This is a genomic window from Methylobacterium sp. J-026 (genome assembly GCF_022829585.1).
In the GTDB taxonomy this organism is placed as follows: Bacteria; Pseudomonadota; Alphaproteobacteria; order Rhizobiales; family Beijerinckiaceae; genus Methylobacterium.
In genome coordinates this window covers 1-17,145 of the sequence record NZ_JAKSYC010000073.1, presented here as the reverse complement: position 1 = coordinate 17,145, position 17,145 = coordinate 1, and the positions used below count along the sequence as shown (strand labels likewise).

Here is a 17,145-nt window from a genome sequence, read left to right as displayed (position 1 = left end):
GCGAAGCGTCAGCAGGCGTTGCGATAGGCGCGCCGCGAGATCAGCGTCTGGATCATGATCTGGATGTCGAACCAGACCGACCAATTGTCGATGTAGTGCAGGTCGCAGGCGACGCGCCGCTCCATATCGAGGTCGGTCAGGGTCTCGCCCCGGAAGCCGTTGACCTGGGCCCAGCCCGTGATTCCGGGCCGCACGTTGTGGCGGCGGGCGTAGAGGGCGATCCGCCGCTCGAAGCTCCGGTCATGGGCGAGGGCGTGCGGACGAGGGCCGACCAACGACATCTCCCCGCGCAGGACGTTGAGGATCTGGGGCAACTCGTCGAGGTTCGTCCGCCGGAGGATCGCCCCGATCCGGGTGATCCGGCTGTCGTTGCGGGTCGCCTGCCGGAAGACCGCGTTCGGCTCCGCCCGCATCGACCGGAACTTGAACACCCCGAACGGCTGCTGATTGAACCCGTAGCGCCGCTGGCGGAAGAAGACCGGACCGGGGCTGTCGAGCTTGATCGCCACCGCGATGGCGGCGAGCAGCGGCGACAGCGACACCAGGGCGATCGTCGCCACCGTCAGGTCCAGGGCGCGCTTGAGCACGACCTCGCCCAGGTTGAGCGGACGGCGGCCGATATTGATCCCCGAGACGCCGCCGACCCGGGCGACCTGCAGGTCGGGGAAGCGGTCGAGCATCGTGCCGGGCCGCAGGTGCAGCGCCGAGGGCACGCGCAGGAAGGCGTCGATGCAGCGCTCGACCTCGGCGGTATCAGTCCACGGCACCAACACGAACACGTCGTCCGGCCGGAGGAATCGCACCACCGAGACGGCGAGGTCGAGATCCTCCTGGAGCTGGTCGTGGCGGGCGGCGGTGTCGGCGCTCGGATCGACGCGGCGCAGGTAGCTCGTGCCGACGATCCGCAGGCCGAGATGATCGACCGCGTTGCTGGTATAGAACCGCGCGATATCCTCCTCGTATCCGACGAGGTGGACGCGGCTGACCGAGGCCGAGCCGGCGGTGAGGCGCTGCCGCACGAGGCGGACCATCCCGGCGCGGGTCGCCACCAGCACCGGCAGGCCGACGAGAAAGGCCCCGAGGGAGACGAGGCGCGAGTAATCGTTGGTGGTCTTGGTCATGAAGCCGACGACGAGCACGGCTGCCCACGCCACCAGCCACAGGGAGGTCGCCCGCTGGAGGTTCGGCTTCTGCGCGATCACGGTGTCGAGGCTGTATTCCGTCCGCAGGGCGTTCGTGGCGACGATGACGAGGCTGAGGAGCGCCGCCAGCCGCATGCCGCGCAGGCTGCCCAGCCCGATCGCACCGTCCTGGTAGGCGATCTGATAGGCGAACTCCATGCACAGCGTGACCGCCAGGATCGCCGCGAAATCGGTGGCCGCCAGTGCCGACGACAGGGCGACCCGTGCCGCCGCCCGACCGCGGTGGGGCAGCAGGGCCGACCAGACGCTGCGTCTGCGCTCGGCCGAACTCGGCAGGAGCTGGTATGTTTCCGGCAGCCGTTCGTGAAACATGTGACGCGCCACGTCCCGTCTTGATCGGACTATGTACCAGTCTGAAACAGACGATGTTTCAGTGCCGGCCTGTACCGTTGACGGAGCAAGCGGCGGGCCCGGAGAATCACGAACCCGTTTCTGCCGGGATGTCCCGCTCTAATACGCGGTGACGGTCGCGGCAATGAACAATTGATTAACGGCCGATTTTTCGACCGTTTTCGGCACAATCAGTGTCAGTACGTACTTTGCGCAGCAGTGAAGTCTCAATCCAAAGGAGTTACTTCGAACACAGACTCAACCAAAAGCGATAGGTCGGAGACGTCCGGTTTTGCTCCGCAACACGGTGCGAACTGCTTTCGACCGTCGCGCGATCGGGACCGGAACCCGGTCCTCGACGTCAGGCATGCTCGCGGCGGCCCGGCGTCCATTCGTGCCGATCGCGACAGAACGGGCGCCGGGCTCGGCCGGTCAGACGGCGTCGGCGTGTGCGGCGGCGTCGCTCGATCCCCCGACGGTCTGGATCGCCTCGAAACCCTCGAATTCCGGGTGGCCCAGGTAGAGCGGCTTGGTCGAGGGAACGCGGCCATGGGCCTTCCGGAATTGCTCGGAGCGGGTCCAGGCCTCGAAGGCGGCGCGCGACTGCCAGATGGTGTGCGACGCGTAGAGGACGTGGTCCTCGTGCTCGGGCCCGCGCAGCAGATGGAACTCGACGAAGCCGTCCATCTCTCCGAGATGGCTGTCGCGACCGAGCCAGACGGCCTCGAAGTCAGCGGTGGCGTCCTTGACAACCTTGAAGCGATTCATCGCGACGAACATGGCGTTCTCCTGTGAGGCCTCGAGTCTACTCGCGTTCCCACCCGCGATGCGACCCCCCGCGCGGCCACAGGGCGCACCCCATAATCCCTATAGAGTTGAGCGCTCGACATTTGAGCAACAATGTTGCAAAGTTGTGTGTGCTTAAACTAGAAGATGTAATCATCGACTTGCGGAGCTTGACAACTTGGTGTCCTACTGCGACGCCGTCCTCAAGTGTCGCAGGCCGGCGTTTTGCCGTCTGCGAGCTTCACGCGGCGCGGACGAATTTTACGGTCTTGGACGTAGGGGCGGACGGTGAAGCGGCGCGACGGCGAGGCGAAGACACCGCGTGCGCAGCAGGACGCACTGAGTCCCGCTGACAAGGATGCGCCCGGTCAGACGATGCCGAAGCAGACCACGGACGTGGATCGCCTCGTCGGCATCCGGATCACCGCCCTGCGCAAAGCCCGCGGCATGAGCCAGACCGCACTCGGCAATGCGGTCGGCGTCACCTTCCAGCAGGTGCAGAAATACGAGAAGGGCCAGAACCGGGTCGGCGCCGGGCGGCTCCGCGAGATCGCGCGGCTGCTCGAAGTGCCCGTCTCGGCCTTCTTCGAGGAGAGCGAGTCGCGCGCGAGCACCCAGGAAGACGTCTTCGGCTTCCTCAGCGGCAACGGCGCGATCGATCTGCTGCGCGCCTACGCGCAGATCGACGACGAGCAGATGCGCCGTGACGTGCTGGCGCTCGTTCGCAGCGCCGCGCGGCTCGCCCAGGCCCACGACCGATCCCCTCCGGCCGACCCCGCCTGAGATCCGCGCGGGATCCGGATCGCGCTCAGGATCGCCACCGGGCTTCAGGCCGGATCGCCGGCGACGAGGTGGAAGAAGCTTCCGGTCACGGTGCCGATCCGGTGTCCGGCAAAGCCCAGATCGGTGCCCTCCGCGTCCGTGACCTGGGCCAGGGCGTCCGGCTCCGGAGCGGCCGGCGAGAGCTCGCTGGCATAGTGGAATTCGTGGCCGATCAGCCGAGCGCCGCGCCGCCCGAGCAGGCCGTCCCCGCACAGGCGCGCCACCCGATAGCCGAGATGGAGCTTGCGGCGGCGATACGACGTGGCCACCGGCAACAAACCCGCCATGGCGTGCGTGACGCCGTCCGCATCCTCCAGCGTCTGTCCGAGAACCATGTAGCCGCCGCACTCGCCGTGGACCGGGCGGGTGCGGGCGAAGGCGCGCAGGCCGTCCAGGAAGTGGCCGGCGCCGGCGAGGCGGCTGGCATGCAGCTCGGGATAGCCCCCCGGCAGCCAGCAGACGTCGCAAGCCTCCGGCGGCGGCTCGTCCGCCAGGGGCGAGAACGGCACGAGTTCGGCCCCGGCCCCGCGCCATCCGGCTTCGAGATGCGGATAGAGGAAGCTGAACGCCGCGTCCCGGGCCACCGCGATGCGCTGGCCGGGCGGCGGGGGCAGCGGTTCGTCCGAGGCCGGCACGGTCCCGCCCGCCGCGGCGATCACGGCGTCGAGGTCGATCCCCGCCTCCGCGAGCTCCGCGAGCCGGTCGAGCCGCGCCTCCAGGTCGGCGGTCTCGCCAGCCTGGATGAGGCCGAGATGGCGCTCGGGGAGGACGAGCTGCGCGTCGCGCATCAGCGCCCCCAGCACCGGAAGCCCCGCCCGGTCCATCCCGGCCTCCACGAGGCGGCGATGGCGCGCGCTCGCGACCTTGTTCAGGATCACCCCGGCGATCGTCACCCGCGGATCGTACAGGCGGCAGCCCAGGGCCACGGCGGCGGCCGACTGAGCCGCCCCGGAAACGTCCACCACCAGCACCACCGGCCAGCCGTAGCGGGACGCGATGTCGGAATTGGCGCCGGTCCGGCTCTCCGCGGCCCGGACCCCGTCGAACAGGCCCATGGATCCCTCGGCGATCACGAGATCGGCATCGGCCGTCGTGGCGCGGGCCAGGGCGTCGAGCAGCGGCGGCGCCATGGCGAAGCTGTCGAGGTTGAAGCTCGGCCGGCCCGTGGCCGCCTGATGGAATGCCGGATCGATGTAGTCCGGTCCGCATTTGGCCGCGCGCACCCGCAGGCCCCGGCGGGTCAGGGCCCGCATGAGGGCGAGGGCCACGGTGGTCTTGCCCGAGCTCGAGCGCGGGGCCGCGACGAGGAGGCCGGGGGCGCTGGTCATGCCGGGCTCCCGACGGTGCCGCCCGGCCGGTAGCGCCGGTCGTAGTCGGGGGCGTAGAGGGCGCTGTCCCGGAAGGTCTCGGCCCCGAGCGCTGGGCCGACGAGGATCAGCGCCGTGCGTTCGAGGCCGGCCTCCGCCACCAGGGCCGGCAGGGTGGCCAGATCGCCCGTCAGCGCCCGCTCGTCCGGCCAGGAGGCGCGGAACACGGCCGCGGCCGGGCAGGAGGGCCCGTAGAACGGGATCAGCTCGGCCGCGACCCGCGCGACCACGTGGATCGAGAGGTGGATCGCCAGGGTCGCGCCGGTCGCCGCGAAGGCCGCCAGCGTCTCGCGCTCCGGCATGGCGCTCGCCCGCCCGGAGGTGCGGGTCAGGACGACCGATTGCGCCACCCCCGGCACGGTGAGCTCCCGCCGCAGCAGGGCCGCCGACGCGGCGAACGCCGGGACGCCGGGCGTCACCGTGTAGGGGATACCGAGCCCGTCGAGCCGGCGCATCTGCTCGGCCAGCGCGCTCCAGATCGACAGATCCCCCGAATGCAGACGCGCCACATCCTGACCGGCGGCATGGGCCGCCTCGATTTCCCGCACGATGGCGTCGAGGTCGAGGGGCGCGGTGTCGACGATCCGGGCGCCCGGCGGGCACCAGCCGAGGATCTCGGGGGCCACGAGGGAGCCGGCATAGAGGCAGACCGGGCAGGCCGCGATCCGGTCGCGCCCCCGCACCGTGATGAGGTCGGCCGCGCCGGGACCGGCACCGATGAAATGAACCGTCATGGTGCCGTCGCTGCGCTGGGACGCAGCGCCAGCGCGCAGGTGGCGCCGTTGCTCGCGATCCGGGGAAGGGCAAGGCGGCTCTCCGGTCCGGCCGCCGCCAGGGCGGCGGCCTCGGCAAGGGAGCCGACCCCGCGCAGGCGCTCGATCCGCGCCGAGCGTGTGACGAGGTCGCCGTCGCGGGCCGAAAGCGCCTCCGGCGCGACCGGGCAGGGCGACAGGCCGAACCGCGCCGCCGCCTGCCGGATCGCCGGCTCCACGGCCCGGTCGGCGGCCGTGGCGACCGCCGTCAGGTCGCCGCGGGCCGCACCGACCTGCCCGAGGGCGCGGGCGATCAGCGCCGCGATCTCGTCGGCGCCGGTCCCGCGGCGGAATCCGATCCCGGCGATGAGGGGGCCGGTCATGGTTTGGTCCAGGCCCATTGGGTCACCGGCATGGCGGGCCGCCAGCCATGCAGGCCGCCCACGGGGCTCGCCCGCTCCACGCCGAAGCGCCGCAGGCTGCCGCCATGCGCCGCGAAGGCGGCGAGCAGGGCCGCCTCGCCCTGGAGCGTCACCGCATTGGCGACGCAGCGCCCCCCCGGCTGGAGCGCCGCCAGACCCGCCGCCAGGAGTCCGGGCTCCGAGACGCCGCCGCCGACGAACACCGCGTCCGGCGCGGGCAGGCCGGCGAGGGCCGACGGCGCCGCGCCGGTCACGACCGTCAGGTCCGGCGCGCCGAGTGTTTCGGCGTTGCGCCGGATGCGCGCGGCCCGGTCCGGCCGCGCCTCGATGGCGGTGGCGCGCACGGTCGGATGGCGCAGCATCCACTCGATGGCGACCGAGCCGGCGCCGGCCCCGATATCCCACAGGTGCTGGCCCGGATGGGGGCGGAGCGCCGCGAGGGTCAGCGCCCGGATCTCGGCCTTGGTGAGCTGCCCGTCATTCTCGAACAGGGCATCGTCGAGGCCGGGCGCGAGGGGGAGGGCGCTGCCGGCACCCGCGACGGCGATCGCCACGGTGTTGAGCGGGTCGATCAAGGCGAGCTCGAAGGCGTCCGCGCGCGCGGCGCGGATGGTCTCGCGCGGGCCGCCCATCGCCTCCAGCACCGTCACCAGAGACGCGCCGAAGCCGCGCTCGGTGAGCAGGCCCGCCAAGGCCGCCGGGGTCGCGCCGTCCCACGACAGGACGAGGAGGCGCGCCCCCGGCTGGATATGCGGGACGATCCGGGCGAGCGCCCGGCCGTGGAGGGTGACGAGGCCGCACTCGGCCAGCGGCCAGCCCAGCCGCGCACAGGCGAGGCTGAACGCCGAGACCTGGGGGAAGGCGCAGATCTCAGCCGGCGGCACCAGCCGGGCGATCTCGGCGCCGATGCCGTAATGGAACGGGTCGCCGGTGGCGAGGATGCAGGTCGGCTCACCCCGGCGCGCGAGGATCTTCGGGTAGGCGTCCTGGATCGGGCTGGGCCAGCTCCGCATCTCGGCGTCGAGGGAGCCTGCGAGCGCGAGATGGCGTCGGCCCCCATAGACCATGCGGGCGCCCTCCAAGGCCGCGGCGGCAGGGGGCGCCAGACCCGCCCGCCCGTCCTCGCCGATGCCGACGATCGACAGCCAGCGCCCGGCCCCGGGCCGGCTCGACAGGGGGTCAGCGCTCATGGACAAGGCGTCCATGACCAGCGGCGCGATGCGAATCCTGATCCTCGGCGGGACCGGCGAGGCCAGCGCCCTGGGGCGGGCGCTGGCTGGCCGGGCCGATCGCGCCGTGATGCTGTCCCTGGCCGGCCGCACCGCGGCGCCGAAGGCCGAGCCGGTGCCGACCCGGATCGGCGGGTTCGGCGGTGTAACGGGGCTCGCCGCTTATCTGCGCGCCGAGCGTATCGATCGCCTGATCGACGCGACGCACCCCTTCGCGGCGACCATTTCGGGCAATGCCGCCCGGGCGGCGGACCTGGCGGGCGTGCCGCTGCTGGCGATCCGCCGTCCGGCCTGGACAGCCGTTCCGGGCGATCTCTGGACCGAGGTCGACGGCATGGACGCGGCGGTCGCCGCCCTCGGCCCCGATCCCCGGCGCGTGTTCCTGACGATCGGCCGGCAGGAGGCCGGCGCCTTCGCGGCGGCGCCGCAGCACGCTTACTTGGCGCGCACGGTCGAGCCGCTCGGCGACGCGCTGCCGGTGCCCCACCTCATGACCATCGAGGCGCGCGGCCCGTTCGACGCGGCGGCCGAGGCCGCTCTGATGCGTGAAGCCGGCATCGAGATCCTGGTCAGCAAGAATTCCGGCGGGGCTGCGACCTACGGCAAGATCGCGGCGGCGCGCAGCCTGGCGATCCCTGTGATCATGGTGCGCCGGCCGGAGAAGCCCGGCGTGCCGAGCGTTCCCGATGCCGCCGGCGCGCTCCGCTGGCTCGATGCGGGCGATCATGCCGCCCCCGTGACCTTGCGGGATGTGTAGACGAACGGCAGGCCGGCGGATCGCGGGATCAGCCGCGTGGTCGAGGCACCGAGGATCACCACCGTCGCCATGTCGGCCGGAACGTCGCGCGCCGCGGCGAGGCTCGACACCTGGATCGCCTCGTCCGGCCGGCTGATCGCCCGGGCGAACATCACCGGGGTCTCCGGCGCCCGGATCCCGGCGGCGAGGTCGAGGGCCGCGCCGAGCTGCCAGGGTCGGGCGGCCGAGATCGGGTTGTAGAGCGCGACGACGAAATCAGCGCGCAGGACCGCCTCGAGCCGGGCGGTCACCACCGGCCAGGGCTTCAGGTTGTCGGAGAGGGACAGCGCACAGAAATCGCCGCCGAGGGGCGCCCCGAGCCGGGCGGCGGCGGCCAGCATCGCGGTGATCCCGGGCTCGACCGTGATCGCCAGGTCGCGCCAGGCCGCCTCGCCATGCTCGACCGCCTCGAACACGGCCGAGGCCATGGCGAACACGCCGGGATCGCCCCCCGAGACCACCGCGACCCGGCGGCCGGAGGCGGCAAGCTCCAGGGCATGGCGGGCGCGGTCGACCTCGACCCGGTTGTCGCTGGCATGCCGGACCAGGCCCGGGCGCTCGGGAACCCGGGCGACGTAGGGGAAATAGCCGACGAGGTCCTCCGCGGCGTCGAGGGCGCGACGGGCGGATTCGGTCAGCAGGCCCGCATCCCCGGGGCCGAGGCCGACCACCACGAGGCTGCCGGTCAAGGCCGACGCCCCTCGCCCGGCAGCAGCACCATGGAGAAGTACGGCGCCGCATCGTCGGGCTTGTCGGCGAGCATGACGACGCGCTCGCCCGCCATCGTGCCGCGCTCGACATAGACCGCCCGGCCCAGCAGGCCGGCCGCCTCTAGCGCCGCGCGCACCTTCGGCAGGTGGCGCCCGAGCTTCATCACCACGGCGGCGTCGGTCCCGCGCAGCCGCTCGGTGAGCGCGGCGAGCGGCAGGGTCGCGGGCAGGACGGTCAGCACGTCATCGCCCCAGGTGATCGGCGTGCCCGCCCGGGTCCAGCAGCCCGACATGCCGGTGACGCCCGGAACCACCTCGACGGGGAAGCGGTCCTTCAGCCGCCGCCACAGGTGCATGAACGAGCCGTAGAAGAACGGATCGCCCTCCGAGAGGATCGCCACGTCGCGCCCGGCGCCGAGATGGTCGGCGAGCCGGCCGGCGGCATCGTCGTAGAAGTCGGCGAGCGCCGCCACGTAGTCCGGGTGCTCGGGGTGGATCTCGGTGGTGTAGGGATAGGCCAGCGCCAGCTCGCGGGCCGGGTCGCGCAGGATCGCGTCCGCGATGGTGCGGGCATTGCCGCGCTTGCCGCGCTTGCAGAAATGGACGAGCACCGGCGCCCGCATCAGGACGCGCTGGGCCTTGACGGTCAGCAGCTCGGGATCGCCCGGGCCCATCCCGACGCCGTACAGCGTGCCGGTGACCGCGGCGGTGGGGAGCGCCTCGGCGGGGGCGTCGAGCCGTTCGAACCCGTCCATCACTCGATCTCGCTGGCGAGGGCGTTGACGGCCGCCGCCGTCATGGCACTGCCGCCGCGCCGGCCGTGGACGACCACGAACGGCACCCGGCCGTCCAGGGCCAGCGCCGCCTTCGATTCCGCCGCGCCGACGAAGCCCACCGGGATGCCGATCACCGCAGCCGGGGGCGCCACGCCGGCATCGAGCAGTTCCAACAGCCGGAACAGGGCGGTCGGCGCGTTGCCCACCGCCACGACGCTGCCCGGGAGGTGCTCGCGCCACAGCTCCATGGCGGCGGCCGACCGGGTGGTGCCGAGGTCCCGGGCGAGGTCCGGCACCCGGGGATCGCCGAGGGTGCAGAGCACCCGGTTGGCGGCGGGCAGGCGCGCCCGGGTGACGCCGTCGGCGACCATGCGGACATCGCACAGGATCGGCGCGCCGGCCCGGAGGGCCGCGACGCCGGCCTCGGCGAAGCCTGGCGCCATCTCCACATCCGCCGGGAGGTCGGTCATGCCGCAGGCGTGGATCATGCGCACAACCACGCGCTCCGCGGCGCCGGTCCAGCGGGCGAGCTCGGCCTCGGCGCGGATCATCGCGAAGGAGCGGGCGTAGATCGCGGCGCCGTCGCGGATGTAGTCGTAGCGGGACGCGGGTTCTTGAGCCGTCGCCGGCTCCGATCCTGTCTGGCGCTGGGCGTTCTGGCTCGCGCTCATACCGGTCTTCCGTCCCCCCCGTACCCCGTTTGGGCGATATCCGGCGCGAAGGCGGCGGATAGCCCGACGGTCTTGGCCCTTCCTAACCGGTCCAGAACGGCCTCGATAGGGAGGTGTATCCGTGGCTCGTCGCTGGGCGCGCCGCCAAGCACGGCACCGTAGAGACCCGCACGGGCGATCAACGTCAGGTCGGCGGAGCCGGGCCTGGCGCAGCCCTTGGCGCAACCGGACACGTGCGCGACATGGCCGCGGGCCGCCAGCGGCCGGAACAGCTCGGCCACCCGCGCGGCATCCGCCAGCGTCGGGGTCGAGCCGGAGGCGCAGCCCGGGGCGCCCGTGCAGGCATCGACATGGCGCCGGGGATCGTCGGTCGCGACGACGAATGCCGCGGCGAGATCCGCCAGCACCGCCGCCGCAGGAGCGCCGGGTGCCGCCAGCAGGACCATGCCGCGCGTCGGCGAGAGGCGGATCGTGTCCACGCCGAGCGTCTCGGCGGCGGCCACGACGCGGTCGAGGGCATCGGCGGTGCAGCGGCCAAACGGCGCTTCGATCGCGAGGATCTGGAGGTCGGGCCTCGCATGAAGGCCGGCGGCCGGCGCGAACGGCGCCGGGGTCGAGGAAACGCCGTCGCCTCCCTGCCGCACGGAGATGTCGATCCCCGCCGCCCCCGACGCGGGCATCGCCTCGACCACCGCCGTCAGCTCGTCCTCCGTCAGATCGCGCATCCGCCGCCGGCCCGTCCGCACGAAGGCGGAGAGCAGCGCCCCGACACGTCCGGGCGCCTCGCCCTCGGTGCAGAGACCGAGGTCCCGTTGTCCGACACCGGCACTCAGCGTGATGGCGATGGCACCCAGCCCCCGGGCGGTGAGACAGCAATCCGCCTCCGGCATCGCCACGCCCGGGTGATCCGCGATGGCCACGAGGGTCTTGGCCGGCAGGCCGGGGATGGCGCGGCCCGCCGCCTCGATGGCGCGGGCCACCGCCGGACCGTCGATCCACGCGTCCGGATCGTGGCCCGCCAGAGGGGAGGTGAGGGTCAGGCGCTGCGGGCCGCCGTCGGTGCGGACATCGCCGAGCCCGGTCGCCGCGAGCCGGTCCGACAACGCGGCGCCGGTCGCCTCGGTGACGCCGCGGATCTGGATGTTGGCCCGGGCGGTGAGGTCGAGATGGCCGTTCCCGAAAAGCCGTGCGCCCTGCGCCACCGCACTTGCCTGCGCCAGGGTCAGGACCCCCAGCGGCGGGTGGACCCGCGCCAGCAGCCCGTCCCCGGTGGGCATCGGGCGGGCGAGGCTCGGGCACCAGCCCCGGCGGGCGGCCGCCTCCGGCAGGGCGCGGCGATGCGGACGCGCGCTCATTCGGCCGCCGCCGGCAGGAGCGCATCGGCCGGCAGGGCGTTGCGCCGGCTGTGCCAGAGGCCCCGGTCGCGGGCCTCGTCGAAGCGTTCCAGGATCGCGCGGGTCGCGGCCGGGTTGGCGGCGCGCAGGCGCTCGAACACATCCGCATCGGCGATCCAGGCCGCGTAGAGCCGGTCGAAACCGGCATCGGTCACGGCATCGCTCGCCGCCGCCAGCACGAAGACCGCGTCGAGCCCCTGGGCCAACTCCTGCGCGCCCCGGTAGCCGTGGCGGAGTTGCGCGGCGATCCAGCGGGGATCGGCGAGGCGCCCGCCGATCAGGCGGGCGGCATCCTCCCGGGCCGTGCGGGCCTTCGGTCGCTCCGGATGGGACACGTCGAGGCTGTAGAGTGTCGGGCGACCGTCCTGAAGCGCGGCGGCGGCCGCGAAGCCACCCATGGCGTCCACCGCCGCATCGCCGTCGAACAGGTCGCGCTCGGCCGCATCGAAGGCGTGCCAATAGGCGTCGGCCGACGCGACCCGCACCGCAAAGCCCGCATCGGGCCCCTCGCGGTCGCCGTAGGCATGGCCACTGGCCGCGAGATAGGCGCGCCCGAGATCGGCGCGGGTCTCCCAGGGTCCGTCGAGGGCGGTGCCGGCGGTTCCGGCGCCGTAGCGGCCCGGGGCCGCGCCGTAGACCCGCGCCGCCGTCTCGCCGCGGCGGCGGGCCGCCGCCAGGGGGTTCTCGTCGTCGGCCTCGTCCCGGTCGGCCACCGCCCGGGCGGCGCGGTCGATCAACGCCAGCGTCTCCGGGAATGTGTCGCGGAACGCCCCCGAGACCCGCACGGTGACGTCGATGCGCGGACGGTCGAGCATCGCCAGCGGCAGCACCTCGAAGCCGGTCACCCGGGTGCTGGCATGGTCCCAGACCGGCCGGACGCCCATCAGGGCGAGGGCGTGCGCCACGTCCTCACCGCCGGTGCGCAGGGTTGGCGAAGCCCAGAGATCCATCACGATCCGGGCGGGATAGGCGCCCTCGTCCTGCAGGTAGCGCGTCACCACCGCCGCCGCCGCCCGGGTGCCGAGGAGCGTCGCGGCCCGGCTCGGGATCGCCCGGGGGTCGAGCGTCGCGAGATTGCGCCCGGTGGGCAGCACGTCCGTGCGCCCCCGGGACGGGGAGCCGGACGGCCCTGGCGCGACGAAGTGTCCGTCAAGCGCTGCCAACAGTCCCACGCGCTCGCCGGCCGCCGATGCCACGAGCGCGGCCGGCGCATCGTCGGCGGCGCGGCCGAAGATGTGCAGCCCGTCGCGAAACACGGTTTCGCCGAGGTCGCAGAGATGCGCGTCGAGCCGGGTCAGCGCCTCGTCCATCGGCGTGTCCGGGCCGATGCCGGCGCCGTCGAGGAGCCCGGCCGCGGCGGCATCGTCCAGGATGGCGCTGGCGATCAGCCCGGCCCGGCGCAGATCGAGGACGCTGGCGGCAGCGTATTCCTCGACCAATTCGCGCAGGCGCGCTGCCTCGGGAGAGGGCGCCGGTCCGGTGACGGCGGGGGTCAGATGGCCGAGGGCGATACCGCCGAGGCGACGCTTGAGCGGGGCGGCCTCCCCCGGATCGTCGACGATGAACGGGTAGACCACCGGGAGGTCGCCGACGCAGAGGGCCGGGAAGCAGTGCGGCGACAGGGCGACGGCCTTGCCGGGCAGCCACTCCGCCGTCCCATGGGTCCCGAGCTGCACCAGGACGTCGAAGCGCTGCTGCAGCCCGAGATGGAAGGCCAGATAGGCGTGCGTCGGGACGCGCTCCGGATCGTGGTAGCCCGCCTTCCGGTCGGAATCCCGCCCGCGATCCGGCTGGAGGAAAACCGTGAGACCGGCATCGGCGGTGGCCATCCGGAAACGGAACACGCCGTCCATGCAGGCCGCGTCGGCCTCGGGCTGGCCCCAGGCGTCGAGGACGGCGGCGCGGATCGTCCCGGGAAGCCCCTCGAACCAGACGGAATAGGCGGCGAGCGGCACGTCGAAATCCGCCGGGCCCTCGGTCAGGGCCGCCATCAGGGCGCCGGGCTGCGGCAACGTGCCCGCCGCATAGCCAGCGGTGGTGAGATCAGCGGCGATGGCGCGGGCGCTCTCGGGGGTGTCGAGACCGACCGCGAAGCCCGCCCGTCCACCCCGGGCCGGGTAGTCTGACAGAACAAGCGCGATCCGCCGGTCGGATCGGGGCAGGGCGGCCAGCCGCAGCCAGCCCGCAGCCCGGTCCGCGAGGGCGGCGATCCCGGGCCCGTAGGACACGGCCCGGCGCTCGGCGAAACCCGCCAGTTCCGCGGCTTCTTCCTTGAACGAGATCGGGAAACCCGAAAGCCGGCCGTCGAATTCCGGCAGGGCCACCTGCATGGCGAGGTCGGCCGCGCCGAGCCCCCGGGCCGAAGCTTCCCAGGCCGTCCGCGGGGACCCGACCGTGAAGGCCTGGAGCACCGGGCAGGCGGCGCCGTCGAGGACGAAGTCGATCCCGTCCTCGCGGGCCGAGAACGCCGTGGCGGCGATCACGAGATCGGGCTTGCGCGCCCCCACGGCCAGGGCCACCGCGCGGGCGGCTTCGGGCTCCTTGAGGCTCGAGACCGCCATGGGCAGCACCCCGATCCCCCGGGCGCGCAGGGCGGCGGCGAGGTCCACGAAGGGGGCGGTGTCGCCGCCGAGCACGGCGGATCGATAGACCAGGAGCAGGACCAGCGGCTCGGACCGGCTCCGCGATCCGGCGAGCGGGATCGCGCTCCGGGCAGCCGCCACGGCCGTGTCGAGGGGCAGCACGCCGCAACCGGGGCACCAGGGGAAGCCGCGCGGCAACGGCAACGGCGGCTCGACCGGGATGTCGGCACCGGTCCGGACCGCGAGCAGCCGCAGCATCCGGCGCAGGTTGTCCGAACCGCCCGCGCGGAAATAACCGTCGAGCTGCGCGGCGAGGTCGGGATCGGTGGAGAAGCCGGCGAGCCGCGGATCGGGCCGGTCGTCCCCCGGCAGGACCGCGAGCGTCACGCCATGCGTCCGGGCCGCCGCGGCGCAACGCTCGATTCCGTAGCGCCAGTAATCCAGCCCGCCGAGGCAGCGGATCACGACGAGCTTGGCGCGCGCCACCACCCGCTCGACGTAGAGATCGACCGAGAGCGGATGCCTGAGCTTGGCGAGCTTGGCGAGGCGCAGGCTCGGGAGCCCGGGCTCGGCGGCGTGCGCCTGCGCGATGCCCGCGAGGTCGCTGTCGGTGAACGACAGCACCACGAGATCCCCGGGCTCCTGCCCGAGATCCACCGCCGCCTCGCCCTCGTCGAGGGAGACGGCATCGATGCGCACGAGATGCATCGCGCGGGCCCTTAGATCGTGTCCGGACGGGCGCGCACGACGGATTTCATCCCGCGAGCGCCGCCGCCACGGCGGCCCGGTCGAAACCCTTCAAGCCGATCACCACCAGCGTGCCGTCCCGGGCCTCGCCCGACCGCCAGGGCCGGTCGAAATGGTGGACGACGCGACGCCCGACACCCTGCACCACGAGGCGCATCGGCTTTCCCTCGACCTCGGCAAAGCCCTTGATCCGCAGGACGCCCGCGGTCTCCGCCGCCGCCTCGACCCGGGAAGCGAGGTCGGCGGCCGTCACCGCCGGGCGGATCGGCAGCGCCACGGTCTCGAAGTCGTCGTGGTCGTGATCCTCGCCGTCGCCGTGATGGGAGGGGCGGGCGTCCAGATCGTCCTCGGCCGCCGCGCCGAGGCCCAGCAGCACGCGGGGGTCGATGACGCCGTTCTCGGTCTCGACCACCTTCACGGCGCGGGGCAGATGGCCCTCCACCTCCGCCCGGACCCGGGCGCGGGTCGCAGCGTCGATCAGGTCGGCCTTGTTGAGCACCACGAGGTCGGCGCAGAGGAGCTGGTCCTCGAACACCTCTTCCAGGGGATTGTCGTGATCGACCGACTGGTCGGCGGCTCGCTGGGCGGCCAGCGCCTCCGGATCCTCCGCGAAGGCGCCCGATGCGACCGCCGGCCCGTCCACCACCGCGACGACGCCGTCCACCGTCACCCGCGAGCGGATCGCCGGCCACTGGAAGGCCTGGACCAGGGGCTTGGGCAGGGCGAGGCCGGAGGTCTCGATCAGGATATGCTCCGGGGGCTCGGCGCGGCCGAGCAGCGTTTCGAGCGCCGGAACGAAATCGTCTGCCACGGTGCAGCAGATGCATCCGTTCGGCAGTTCGACGATGGAATCTTCGGTGCAGCCCTCGACCCCGCAGGCGGCCAGGAACGACTTGTCGAAGCCGACATCCCCGAACTCGTTGACCAGGATCGCGAGGCGACGCCCCTTGGCGTTCTCGACCACGTGGCGCACGAGCGTCGTCTTGCCCGCGCCGAGGAAGCCCGTGACGATGGTGCAGGGGATCTTGGCGACGAGGGTCATTCCGCGGCCTCCAGGGTGCCGGCCTGAGGCGGGCTCGGATCGGGGAAAGGGGGGATGCGCGCGATCACCCCGGTGCGGAACGCCGCGGGACGCTGCCGCCACGGCACGATGCCGTCGGGGGTCTTCGCGTAGGCGGACAGACCGTCCAAGATAATCTCGGCGGAGGCGGCCGGATCCAGGTCGCCATACACGTAGGTCCAGCGGTCGGCCGAGGCGACCGCCACCGTGCAGGGCCGCTTGCACACGGACAGGCACTCCGCCGGCTCGATCCGCGGGTCGGGCGCGTCGCCGGCCCGGTCCCGCAGGGCGTCGAGAAGCCGGGCTCCGGCCCGGGGACCGTCAGGATCGTCGCCCTCGCGGCGGCAGGTGGTGCAGACGTACAGGACGGTCTCAGGCACGGGCGACCCCGCGCGCCGTCTCGCGGCCGAAGACCTGCCAGGCCCGGCCGAGCCCGAGGCCGATCAGCATCCAGAACACGAAGCTGATCGCCAGCGAGCGGGCGGCGAACTGCGCCGCCAGTGCCGCCGGAAGTTCGGACGCGCCCTCAGGTGCCTGGGGCGCCCCGGCCACGTGCGGGGCGATGATCAGGACGAGCCCGCCCAGGATCGCGATTAGCGTGCGGCGAATCGCTATCAGGTACAGGCCCATCCCGGTCGCCGCCGCGGTCATCAGCCACCAGGCCTGCCGGATGGCCAGTGGCGCGGCCTCGCTGCCGGGCAGTTCGGGGGGCAGCCCGAGGCCTGGCGCCAGGGCGACGCTCGCGAAGCCCGCCACCGCGAAGGCGAGGGCAACCTGCGGCGTCGGTTCGCGCCCGCAGGCCAGCATGACGGCGCCGAGCAGAAGGGCGTAGCCGACGCCGCCGACCAGCGTCGCCAGCGCGGTGAACGCCATCCGGGGCAGGCCGGGAGCGGGCTCCCAGTCGGGTGCGGCATCGGGCGCCGCGTGGTCGTGGCCGGCATGGGCCAGCACGATCGGCAGGGCACGCGCGGCCTGGTGGCTCGGCTCGGCATGCTCATAGCGCTCGGCCGCCACGATCAGCGGCGACGTGAGCGTGAGTTCGAGGCCCGTCACGACGACGGCCGCGAGGAAGCCGGCGGCCAGAGCCGCCGACAGAAGCCGGATGATCATCCCTGTGACGATGGCGTCAGTGGCAGGGGAAGTTCTGGGTATGCCGGAAGTCGTGCGCCGCGTTGTGGAACGCGATCGCCGGCGAGAAGCCGACCATGAACAGCAGGCCGAGGCCCAGGATGGCCGCGAGCGCGACGGCGACCGGGCGCTCCGACGAGCGGGCACCGACGGCGACGGGGGCGAGGGTCGAGGTGGTCATCGAGCGTGTCTCCAGCCGCCCCACCGGCGGCATTGCGGGATCCTGTCGTGACGGCAGGTCTCCTGGCTCGCGGGTCGACGCGCCTACCGCCTTCCCGGATCGCTCCGGTGGCCCTCTGGCAGACGCTCACCGCTCACAGTTGCGGGGGCAGCCGCGGATTCGAGGCTCGCGCCCCTCACCGCATTCCCTT

17 protein-coding genes and 1 riboswitch are annotated in these 17,145 nt (G+C 73.1%); of the genes, 2 read left to right on the top strand and 15 right to left on the bottom strand.

What is annotated here, in order from left to right:
* Positions 1–8: 8 nt before the first annotated feature.
* Together MKK69_RS07760 and MKK69_RS07755 are read right to left on the bottom strand one after the other, a co-directional pair.
* Complete coding sequence (locus tag MKK69_RS07760; RefSeq protein WP_243967201.1) at positions 9–1,514, bottom strand: sugar transferase; 1,506 nt, start codon at positions 1,512–1,514, stop codon at positions 9–11.
* A gap of 450 nt (positions 1,515–1,964) precedes the next feature.
* Entirely contained in the window at positions 1,965–2,312 is a 348-nt protein-coding gene (locus MKK69_RS07755; protein ID WP_243967200.1) for an antibiotic biosynthesis monooxygenase family protein, read from the bottom strand.
* Between the two features lie 381 nt (positions 2,313–2,693).
* Here MKK69_RS07755 and MKK69_RS07750 point away from each other — a divergent pair, with 381 nt between their 5' ends.
* Positions 2,694–3,101, top strand: a complete 408-nt coding sequence (locus MKK69_RS07750) for a helix-turn-helix domain-containing protein (RefSeq protein WP_243967215.1) — start codon at positions 2,694–2,696, stop codon at positions 3,099–3,101.
* 44 nt (positions 3,102–3,145) lie between these two features.
* On the opposite strand, the gene MKK69_RS07745 is transcribed toward MKK69_RS07750, so the two are convergent.
* Genes MKK69_RS07745 through cbiE form a run of 4 tightly spaced genes read right to left on the bottom strand, consistent with a single transcriptional unit; the run spans position 3,146 to position 6,871 of the window.
* A complete protein-coding gene (locus MKK69_RS07745; RefSeq protein WP_243967199.1) occupies positions 3,146–4,468 on the bottom strand; it encodes a cobyrinate a,c-diamide synthase in 1,323 nt (440 codons plus the stop codon).
* Complete coding sequence (gene cobM / locus MKK69_RS07740; RefSeq protein WP_243967198.1) at positions 4,465–5,241, bottom strand: precorrin-4 C(11)-methyltransferase; 777 nt, start codon at positions 5,239–5,241, stop codon at positions 4,465–4,467. The genes MKK69_RS07745 and cobM overlap by 4 nt, the downstream gene beginning before the upstream one ends.
* Entirely contained in the window at positions 5,238–5,642 is a 405-nt protein-coding gene (locus MKK69_RS07735) for a cobalamin biosynthesis protein (RefSeq protein WP_243967197.1), read from the bottom strand. Before MKK69_RS07735 ends, cobM begins: the two co-directional genes overlap by 4 nt.
* A complete protein-coding gene (cbiE, locus tag MKK69_RS07730; protein ID WP_243967196.1) occupies positions 5,639–6,871 on the bottom strand; it encodes a precorrin-6y C5,15-methyltransferase (decarboxylating) subunit CbiE in 1,233 nt (410 codons plus the stop codon). The genes MKK69_RS07735 and cbiE overlap by 4 nt, the downstream gene beginning before the upstream one ends.
* Here cbiE and MKK69_RS07725 point away from each other — a divergent pair.
* A complete protein-coding gene (locus MKK69_RS07725; RefSeq protein ID WP_243967195.1) occupies positions 6,870–7,667 on the top strand; it encodes a cobalt-precorrin-6A reductase in 798 nt (265 codons plus the stop codon). The two genes, cbiE and MKK69_RS07725, sit on opposite strands and share 2 nt — an antisense overlap.
* On the opposite strand, the gene cobJ is transcribed toward MKK69_RS07725, so the two are convergent.
* The 9 genes from cobJ to MKK69_RS07680 are packed head-to-tail and all read right to left on the bottom strand — an operon-like array spanning position 7,634 to position 16,955.
* Complete coding sequence (gene cobJ, locus MKK69_RS07720) at positions 7,634–8,395, bottom strand: precorrin-3B C(17)-methyltransferase (protein WP_243967194.1); 762 nt, start codon at positions 8,393–8,395, stop codon at positions 7,634–7,636. The genes MKK69_RS07725 and cobJ overlap by 34 nt on opposite strands.
* Entirely contained in the window at positions 8,392–9,171 is a 780-nt protein-coding gene (locus MKK69_RS07715; RefSeq protein WP_243967193.1) for a precorrin-2 C(20)-methyltransferase, read from the bottom strand. The genes cobJ and MKK69_RS07715 overlap by 4 nt, the downstream gene beginning before the upstream one ends.
* A complete protein-coding gene (locus MKK69_RS07710; protein ID WP_279598253.1) occupies positions 9,171–9,863 on the bottom strand; it encodes a precorrin-8X methylmutase in 693 nt (230 codons plus the stop codon). The genes MKK69_RS07715 and MKK69_RS07710 overlap by 1 nt, the downstream gene beginning before the upstream one ends.
* Positions 9,860–11,218: a precorrin-3B synthase gene (locus MKK69_RS07705; protein ID WP_243967192.1), complete on the bottom strand. Its 1,359-nt coding sequence runs from the start codon at positions 11,216–11,218 to the stop codon at positions 9,860–9,862. Before MKK69_RS07705 ends, MKK69_RS07710 begins: the two co-directional genes overlap by 4 nt.
* Positions 11,215–14,547 carry a cobaltochelatase subunit CobN gene (gene cobN / locus MKK69_RS07700; RefSeq protein ID WP_243967191.1) on the bottom strand — a complete coding sequence of 1,111 codons (3,333 nt, stop codon included), beginning with the start codon at positions 14,545–14,547 and terminating at the stop codon, positions 11,215–11,217. Before cobN ends, MKK69_RS07705 begins: the two co-directional genes overlap by 4 nt.
* 46 nt (positions 14,548–14,593) lie before the next feature.
* Positions 14,594–15,628, bottom strand: coding sequence for a cobalamin biosynthesis protein CobW (cobW, locus tag MKK69_RS07695; protein ID WP_243967190.1), 1,035 nt, complete (start codon positions 15,626–15,628; stop codon positions 14,594–14,596).
* On the bottom strand, positions 15,625–16,026 hold the full coding sequence (locus tag MKK69_RS07690) for a DUF1636 family protein (RefSeq protein WP_243967189.1): 402 nt from the start codon (positions 16,024–16,026) through the stop codon (positions 15,625–15,627). Before MKK69_RS07690 ends, cobW begins: the two co-directional genes overlap by 4 nt.
* Positions 16,019–16,756 carry a CbtA family protein gene (locus MKK69_RS07685; protein ID WP_243967188.1) on the bottom strand — a complete coding sequence of 246 codons (738 nt, stop codon included), beginning with the start codon at positions 16,754–16,756 and terminating at the stop codon, positions 16,019–16,021. The genes MKK69_RS07690 and MKK69_RS07685 overlap by 8 nt, the downstream gene beginning before the upstream one ends.
* Positions 16,757–16,772: 16 nt before the next feature.
* Positions 16,773–16,955 (bottom strand): CbtB domain-containing protein, encoded by a 183-nt coding sequence (locus MKK69_RS07680; RefSeq protein ID WP_243967187.1) that lies wholly within the window; start codon positions 16,953–16,955, stop codon positions 16,773–16,775.
* A 34-nt stretch (positions 16,956–16,989) separates the two neighbouring features.
* Positions 16,990–17,145: riboswitch (cobalamin riboswitch) on the bottom strand. This riboswitch is flagged as partial in the annotation.

Bases quoted from the DNA above. Each gene is read 5' to 3' on its own strand.
- MKK69_RS07760 (WP_243967201.1), bottom strand. From the start codon at position 1,514: ATGTTTCACGAACGGCTGCCGGAAACATACCAGCTCCTGCCGAGTTCG.
- MKK69_RS07755 (WP_243967200.1), bottom strand. From the start codon at position 2,312: ATGTTCGTCGCGATGAATCGCTTCAAGGTTGTCAAGGACGCCACCGCT.
- MKK69_RS07750 (WP_243967215.1), top strand. From the start codon at position 2,694: ATGCCGAAGCAGACCACGGACGTGGATCGCCTCGTCGGCATCCGGATC.
- MKK69_RS07745 (WP_243967199.1), bottom strand. From the start codon at position 4,468: ATGACCAGCGCCCCCGGCCTCCTCGTCGCGGCCCCGCGCTCGAGCTCG.
- cobM (WP_243967198.1), bottom strand. From the start codon at position 5,241: ATGACGGTTCATTTCATCGGTGCCGGTCCCGGCGCGGCCGACCTCATC.
- MKK69_RS07735 (WP_243967197.1), bottom strand. From the start codon at position 5,642: ATGACCGGCCCCCTCATCGCCGGGATCGGATTCCGCCGCGGGACCGGC.
- MKK69_RS07725 (WP_243967195.1), top strand. From the start codon at position 6,870: ATGGACAAGGCGTCCATGACCAGCGGCGCGATGCGAATCCTGATCCTC.
- cbiE (WP_243967196.1), bottom strand. From the start codon at position 6,871: ATGAGCGCTGACCCCCTGTCGAGCCGGCCCGGGGCCGGGCGCTGGCTG.
- MKK69_RS07715 (WP_243967193.1), bottom strand. From the start codon at position 9,171: ATGGACGGGTTCGAACGGCTCGACGCCCCCGCCGAGGCGCTCCCCACC.
- MKK69_RS07710 (WP_279598253.1), bottom strand. From the start codon at position 9,863: ATGAGCGCGAGCCAGAACGCCCAGCGCCAGACAGGATCGGAGCCGGCG.
- MKK69_RS07705 (WP_243967192.1), bottom strand. From the start codon at position 11,218: ATGAGCGCGCGTCCGCATCGCCGCGCCCTGCCGGAGGCGGCCGCCCGC.
- cobN (WP_243967191.1), bottom strand. From the start codon at position 14,547: ATGCATCTCGTGCGCATCGATGCCGTCTCCCTCGACGAGGGCGAGGCG.
- cobW (WP_243967190.1), bottom strand. From the start codon at position 15,628: ATGACCCTCGTCGCCAAGATCCCCTGCACCATCGTCACGGGCTTCCTC.
- MKK69_RS07685 (WP_243967188.1), bottom strand. From the start codon at position 16,756: ATGATCATCCGGCTTCTGTCGGCGGCTCTGGCCGCCGGCTTCCTCGCG.
- MKK69_RS07680 (WP_243967187.1), bottom strand. From the start codon at position 16,955: ATGACCACCTCGACCCTCGCCCCCGTCGCCGTCGGTGCCCGCTCGTCG.